This is a genomic window from Nonomuraea zeae, assembly GCF_005889725.1.
Lineage (GTDB): Bacteria > Actinomycetota > Actinomycetes > Streptosporangiales > Streptosporangiaceae > Nonomuraea > Nonomuraea zeae.
This window is the reverse complement of the sequence record NZ_VCKX01000478.1, coordinates 1-6,155: the sequence shown is the minus strand read 5'-3', so window position 1 is coordinate 6,155 and position 6,155 is coordinate 1. Positions and strand designations below refer to the sequence as shown.

5 protein-coding genes and 1 pseudogene are annotated in these 6,155 nt (G+C 71.2%); 3 read left to right on the top strand and 3 right to left on the bottom strand.

What is annotated here, in order from left to right; genetic code table 11:
- Positions 1–483: 483 nt before the first annotated feature.
- From ETD85_RS59355 to ETD85_RS67155, 3 genes are all read right to left on the bottom strand, one after another.
- A complete protein-coding gene (locus ETD85_RS59355; protein WP_138698604.1) occupies positions 484–846 on the bottom strand; it encodes a hypothetical protein in 363 nt (120 codons plus the stop codon).
- Between the two features lie 184 nt (positions 847–1,030).
- A complete protein-coding gene (locus tag ETD85_RS59350; RefSeq protein ID WP_138698603.1) occupies positions 1,031–1,660 on the bottom strand; it encodes a response regulator in 630 nt (209 codons plus the stop codon).
- Entirely contained in the window at positions 1,657–2,760 is a 1,104-nt protein-coding gene (locus tag ETD85_RS67155; RefSeq protein WP_138698602.1) for a sensor histidine kinase, read from the bottom strand. The genes ETD85_RS59350 and ETD85_RS67155 overlap by 4 nt, the downstream gene beginning before the upstream one ends.
- 87 nt (positions 2,761–2,847) lie before the next feature.
- Here ETD85_RS67155 and ETD85_RS59340 point away from each other — a divergent pair.
- From ETD85_RS59340 to ETD85_RS59330, 3 genes and pseudogenes are all read left to right on the top strand, one after another.
- Positions 2,848–3,492, top strand: a pseudogene (locus ETD85_RS59340) (ABC transporter ATP-binding protein); the annotation flags it as partial.
- A 56-nt stretch (positions 3,493–3,548) separates the two neighbouring features.
- Positions 3,549–4,289, top strand: coding sequence for an ABC transporter permease (locus ETD85_RS59335; RefSeq protein ID WP_138698600.1), 741 nt, complete (start codon positions 3,549–3,551; stop codon positions 4,287–4,289).
- 703 nt (positions 4,290–4,992) lie between these two features.
- Positions 4,993–6,155 (top strand): DUF2867 domain-containing protein (locus ETD85_RS59330; protein WP_138698599.1); only part of this gene is annotated, 1,163 nt, incomplete at its 3' end.

The following is a 6,155-nucleotide window of genomic DNA, read 5'->3' as shown; positions in this document are numbered from 1 at the left end:
AGATGTGTCTCAGAGACAGCCCTAGACCCGGCCCAGAACTCAGCCCGAAATGGGGGTGTGAGAACCGGCACGGGGCCCGGCGCGACAAACGCACGGTGGCCGACCCGGAAACCGCACGGCGCCGACCTGGAAACCGCACGGCGCCGACCTGGAAATCATGGGCGGCCGGACCCGGAAAACCACGCGGTGGCCGGCCTGGAGCCGCATGGTGCCGACCTGGAAACCATACGGTGGCCGGACCCGGAAACCACATTGTGCCCGGCCTGGAAACGACACCAGAAACCGGCCCGGAACTACTCGGTGGTCGACCGGAAAACGACACAGCAACCGACCCAGAACCACACGGTGGCCGACCCAGGAACGACACAACGACCGACCGGAAATGGCGCGGTGGCCGGCGGGAGTCCGCCGGCCACCGCTTTTCACCGCCCGATGAGCGCGCCGTTGGGGTCCTTTACGCGGCTCGCCGGGCGTCCCGCGACGTCAGCAGCCTGGCGCCACGGCGTCGATCTTGCCGCCGAAATCGTCCTTGTAGACCCTGCGATAGTCGCCGTCGCGGACGACGCGCGTCTCCTTCCTGTCGGGGACGTGGATCCAGTTGATGAAGCACCCGTTCGCGTGGGCCTGGAAGGATCCGACGTTGTCGTGCAGGGCCGGCGGCACGTCCACGTACCCGTTGGCGGGGTTCCAGCACCATGACGCGCCGGAGAAGTCCCGTCCGGTGTAGAGGCAGATGTCACCGGCCCGCTTGCCCGCGGCCGACCCCGGCGCGGAGGCCGACGAGGCAGGGGCGGCGAAGGTCATCATGACGAGTCCGATGACGCCCGTGGCCGTGGCGATCCGCATACCGCGCATTATGGTTCTCCTCGTGTCGGTACTGCCTGGAGCCGTTCCAAAGGCAGCTCCGTCACAGGATGTAACAGATCGAACACGCAGCGCTTTCGCCTGGTGGTTACAAGATCCGGGACTCGCGGTGGACAAGAACTGGCGTCCGCGTCATAGCGAGGGCCGGCGGGCCACCTGCCTCCCGTCACACGAGACCGGCCTGGTAGGCGGTGATGACCAGGTGGACGCGGGTGCGGGCGCCGAGCTTGGCCAGCAGGCTGCTGACGTGCGTCTTCACCGTGCCGAGGCTGACGTACAGGGTGCTCGCGATCTCCGCGTTGGACAGCCCCCTGGCCACCAGGACGAGGACCTCGCGCTCGCGATCGGTGATCGGCAGGCCGCCCTTCGGCGACGCCGGGCTCACGTACCGCTGGATCAGCCGCCGCGTGACGGTGGGCGCCAGGAGCGACTCGCCCGAGGCGACCACTTCCGCTCCTTTGAGCAGATCGGCGGGCGGGGTGTCCTTGAGCAGGAAGCCCGCGGCACCCGCCTGGAGCGCACCGTAGACGTACTCGTCGAGGTCGAAGGTGGTCACGATGAGCACGCGCGTCTCCGGCCGCCCGGCGCAGATGCGGCGGGTGGCCTCGATACCGTCCATGACCGGCATGCGCACGTCCATGAGCACCAGATCGGGACGCTCCCTCGCGGCGGCCCGCACCGCCTCCGCGCCGGTCGCGGCCTCGCCGACCGTGCGGAAACCGGGCGCGCTGTCGACCAGCACGCGGAAGCTCGCCCTGATGAGCGCCTGATCGTCGGCCACCAGCACCTTGATCACAGCGGCAACCTGGCCATGACGCGGAAGCCGCGCGGGGACCGCCCCCCGGCCTCGAACTCGCCGCCGAAGATCTGGACCCGCTCGCGCAGCCCGGTCAGCCCGTGACCGTACGGCCGCGCGGGACCGCGAGTCCCGTCGTCGGTGACCTCCACGACCAGGCCGTCGCCCTGCCGCTCGATCCGCACCCGGACATGACGGGCGCCGGCGTGCTTGAGCACGTTGGTCAGCGCCTCCTGCACGATCCGGTAGACGGTCAGCTCCATCTCCCCCTCCACCTCACCGTCGATCTCCAGCTCCACCGCCAGGCCCGCCGCCCTGGTCCGCTCGGCGAGCACGTCCAGGTCGGCCAGCCGGGGCGCGGGCGCGAGGTCGCTCTCACCGTCCTCGCGCAGCACACCGAGCAGTCGCCTGGTCTCGCGTAACGCCGACCTGCTGGTCTCCTCGATCGAGGCCAGCGTGCGGCCCATCTCCTCCGCCCCGCCCACATGACCGGCCACGCCCGCCTGCACCGCGATCGTGCTGAGGCTGTGGCCGATGACGTCGTGCAGCTCCCGGGCGATGCGTAACCTCTCCTCGGCGGCCTCCGCCCGCGCCCGCTCCTCCGCGTGCTCGGCGAGCCGCTCGGTGTAGAGCCTGCGCTGGCGTACGGCCGTGCCGACGGCCCAGGCGGCGACCAGGATCGCGAGCACCAGCCCGAGCTGGTCGCGGACAGTGGCCGTCAGCGGGAGCTCGACCACGCCCTGCGCCGCCACCGCAGCCGCCGCGAACAGCGCCAGGACGGCTCTCGTGCGGCTGGCCAGCGTGTAGAGGGCGAGTGACAGCCCGAACGGGTCGACGTGCGGGACGAAGAACTCGCGCATGCCGAGCCCGCCGATCAGGACGATCACGAACACCGCGCGGGGCCACAGCCGCCTGACCGCGATCGGCAGACCGGTCGCCAGCGCCCCGGCGTAGTCGATCAGATCGGGCGCGGAGGCGTTCCTCGTCGTGGCCAGCCCCAGGAAGACGGTCGTGAGGAAGAGAGCGAGCCCGGCGTCGGCCGTCACCCAGGCCCACACCGGCACCCGGCTCAGCAGTGGAGGACGGATCGGTTCGCGCACGCCATGAACCTAACCGGGCCGCCCGCCGCCGCGCATCGGTCCCAGGACCGATGCGCGGCGACCGGATCCCGGCGCATCGTGGAACCCATGATCGAAGCACACCGACTCACCAAACGGTTCCAGCGAACCGTGGCCGTGGACGACCTTTCCTTCACGGTGCCGCCGGGCAAGATCACCGGTTTCCTGGGCGCGAACGGCGCGGGCAAGACCACGACCATGCGGCTGATCCTCGGCCTCGACCGGCCCACGTCCGGGCTGGCCACCGTGGGCGGCGTCCCGTACCAGAGCTTGGCGCGGCCACTCACCCAGGTCGGCGCGCTGCTGGACGCGACCGCCGTGCAGGGCGGGCGGCGTGCGGAGCAGCACCTGCGCTGGCTGGCGCGGGCCAACGGGATCTCACCGCGGCGCATCGGCGGGCTGCTGGACCGCGTCGGGCTCGGCGATGCGGGAGGCAAGCGGATCGGCGGCTTCTCGCTGGGCATGAAGCAGCGGCTCGGGATGGCCGCCGCCCTGCTCGGCGATCCGGCGGTGCTGGTGCTCGACGAGCCGATCAACGGCCTCGACCCCGAAGGCATCCGCTGGACGCGCGACCTGCTGAAATCGCTCGCCGCCGAAGGCAGGACCGTCCTGGTGTCAAGCCACCTGATGAACGAGATGGCGGTCACGGCCGACCACCTCATCGTCATCGGGCAGGGCCGGCTGCTCGCCGACGCGGGGATCGACGAGCTGGTGCGTCCCGGCCTGTCCTTAGAGGATGTGTTCCTGGAGTTCACGTCGGGAGGCAGGCCGTGAACACCGTCGCAGCCGAGTGGCTGAAGCTGCGGACGCTGCGCTCGACGTGGTGGGCGATGGGCGTCGGGGTGGGGCTCTCGCTCGTGCTCACCGTGCTCGGCGCCGAGACCGTCATCGCGCGCTGGGAGCCGGGCCGCACGCCCGACCAGGCCGCCATGGGTGTCATCGTGGCCGTGTACGTGGGCGTGATCGTGGCCCAGCTCCCGCTCGGAATGCTGGGCACGATGACGATCACCGGCGAGCACTCGTCCCGCATGATCGACATGACCCGGCTCGCCACGCCGTCCGCATCGCGGATTCTGCTGGCCAAAGCCCTGGTGCTGGGCGGTGCCGCCATCGCCGGCTCGCTGCTGATCGCGGTTCCCGGATATCTCTACGGGCGGTTCGTGGCCGCGGATTTCCACCCGTCGCCGCTGCCCGCGGCGGCCTGGCAGGTGATCGGCGGCGGCACCCTCATGATCGTGGTCACCACACTGCTCGGGCTGGCGCTCGGGGCGATCCTGCGCAACGGGGCGGTAGCGACGGCCGTGCTGATCGCAGTCGTGCTCGTGCTGCCGTTCACCGCCCGCGTGCTGCCCGGGGGCGAGCTGGTCAACCGCTTCATGCCTGGGTATCCGGCGCTCCAGCTCATCGAGCAGGTGCCGGACATCATGCCGGTCTGGGCGGCTTTCACGGTGCTGGCCGCGTGGGCGGTGGTCCCTCTGTTACTCGCCGCCCTCCGCGACCGACTGCGCTAGCTCCCCGAACCGCCCCACCTGACACACCTGGCCATCTCGGCGTCTCGGCGTCCCGGCGTCTGGCCCTGCCTGGATCGCCCAAACCTAGATGCTCTGGGTTGCCTAGGTCGCCTGCGGGACGACACCGGGCTGCGCAGCGGTCGCGTCCGCCCACATGACCATGACCAGCGCCGCACCGACCCGGCGACGTGCAAGGCGCGGGACGGAGCAAGGACACGAGCCGACGGCACGGGACAGGGGCACGAGCCGACGGCACGGGCCTAGGGATATGAGGCGGCGACACGAGGCGGCGACACGAGGCGGCGGAGCGAAGCGAACTAGCGGCACGGACCGGAGCCGAACGCCCATGGGCGAAACCCGTGCGTGGGTCCCATGGAAGGACGGGGGCCTGCGGGGGCACCAGCGCCCGTGAACGAGGCCGGGCTCCGGGACGGGGGCTGGGGTTAGGGCTGGGGCAACGGGCTGACGGAGCGAAGCGAACCAGCGGCGCGGACCGGAGCCGAGCCCACGGGTGGGACCCGTGTGCAAGCTCCCCGCGCAGGACCCCTGGGGGCGGCAGCTCGTGGAGGCCGCGCCCTGTGGACGGAGCCGGGGTCCGGTGTCGGGCCTGACGGCAAAATCATCTTTGCGTCGAATCCCGATTGCCCGTCATTCCGGGCGGAACCGACATAGGGAAGGTGCTGAGGGTTGTGAGGGGGACGGGATGGCGCGTTGCCTGGTCACGGGGGCGACCGGCTACATCGGCGGCCGGCTGGTCCCCGAGCTGCTCGCGGCCGGACACGAGGTCCGCTGCATGGCGCGTTCGCCCGAGCGGCTGCGTGACCTGCCGTGGGCGTCGCAGACGCAGATCGTCGAGGCGGACGCCACCGACCCCGTACGGACACGGGCCGCCCTGGACGGGGTGGAGGTGGCGTACTACCTGATCCACACCATGGGCGGCACAGGACAGTTCGCCGAGAACGACCGCAGGGCCGCCGAGACGTTCGCGGCGGCGGCCGCGCAGGCGGGGGTGCGGCGCATCGTCTACCTCGGCGGGCTCGTGCCGGACGAGCGGCTGTCCCCGCATCTGCGGTCGAGGGCCGTGGTGGGCGAGATCTTTCTGCGGTCGGGTGTTCCGTCGGTGGTGCTGCGTGCCGCGGTGATCATCGGGTCCGGCTCGGCGTCGTTCGAGATGCTGCGTCACCTGACCGAGCGGCTGCCGGTGATGACGACGCCGCGATGGGTGCGCAGCCATACGCAGCCCATCGCGGTACGCGACGTCCTGCGCTACCTGACCGCGTGGGCGAGCGTGCCGGACGAGGTGAACCGGGCGTTCGACATCGGCGGTCCGGACGTGCTGACCTACGCCGGCATGATGCACGGGTACGCCTCCGTCGCCGGCCTGCCCGGCCGCGTGATCATCCCCCTTGGCGTGCTCACGCCGAGGTTGTCGAGCCTCTGGGTCGGCCTGGTCACGCCGGTCCCGTCGAGGATCGCCCGGCCGCTGGTCGAGTCGCTGCGCAACGAGGCGGTCTGCCGCGAGCACGACATCGCCCGCTATGTGCCCGACCCCGAGGACGGGCTGATCGGGTTCCGCTCGGCCGTGTCGCTGGCGCTCAAGAAGATCAAGGAGGCCGATGTCGCCACCCGCTGGTCCTCGGCCTCCACGCCCGGCGCCCCGAGCGACCCGCTGCCCACCGACCCGGACTGGGCAGGCGGCAGCCTCTACATCGACCGGCGCAGCATCCTGGTGCCCGCAAGCCCGGAGGCGTTGTGGCAGGTCATCGAGAGCATCGGCGGCCGGAACGGCTGGTACTCCCTGCCGGTCGTCTGGGCGTTGCGCGGCCTGCTGGACCGGATGGTCGGCGGGGTCGGGCTGCGGCGGGG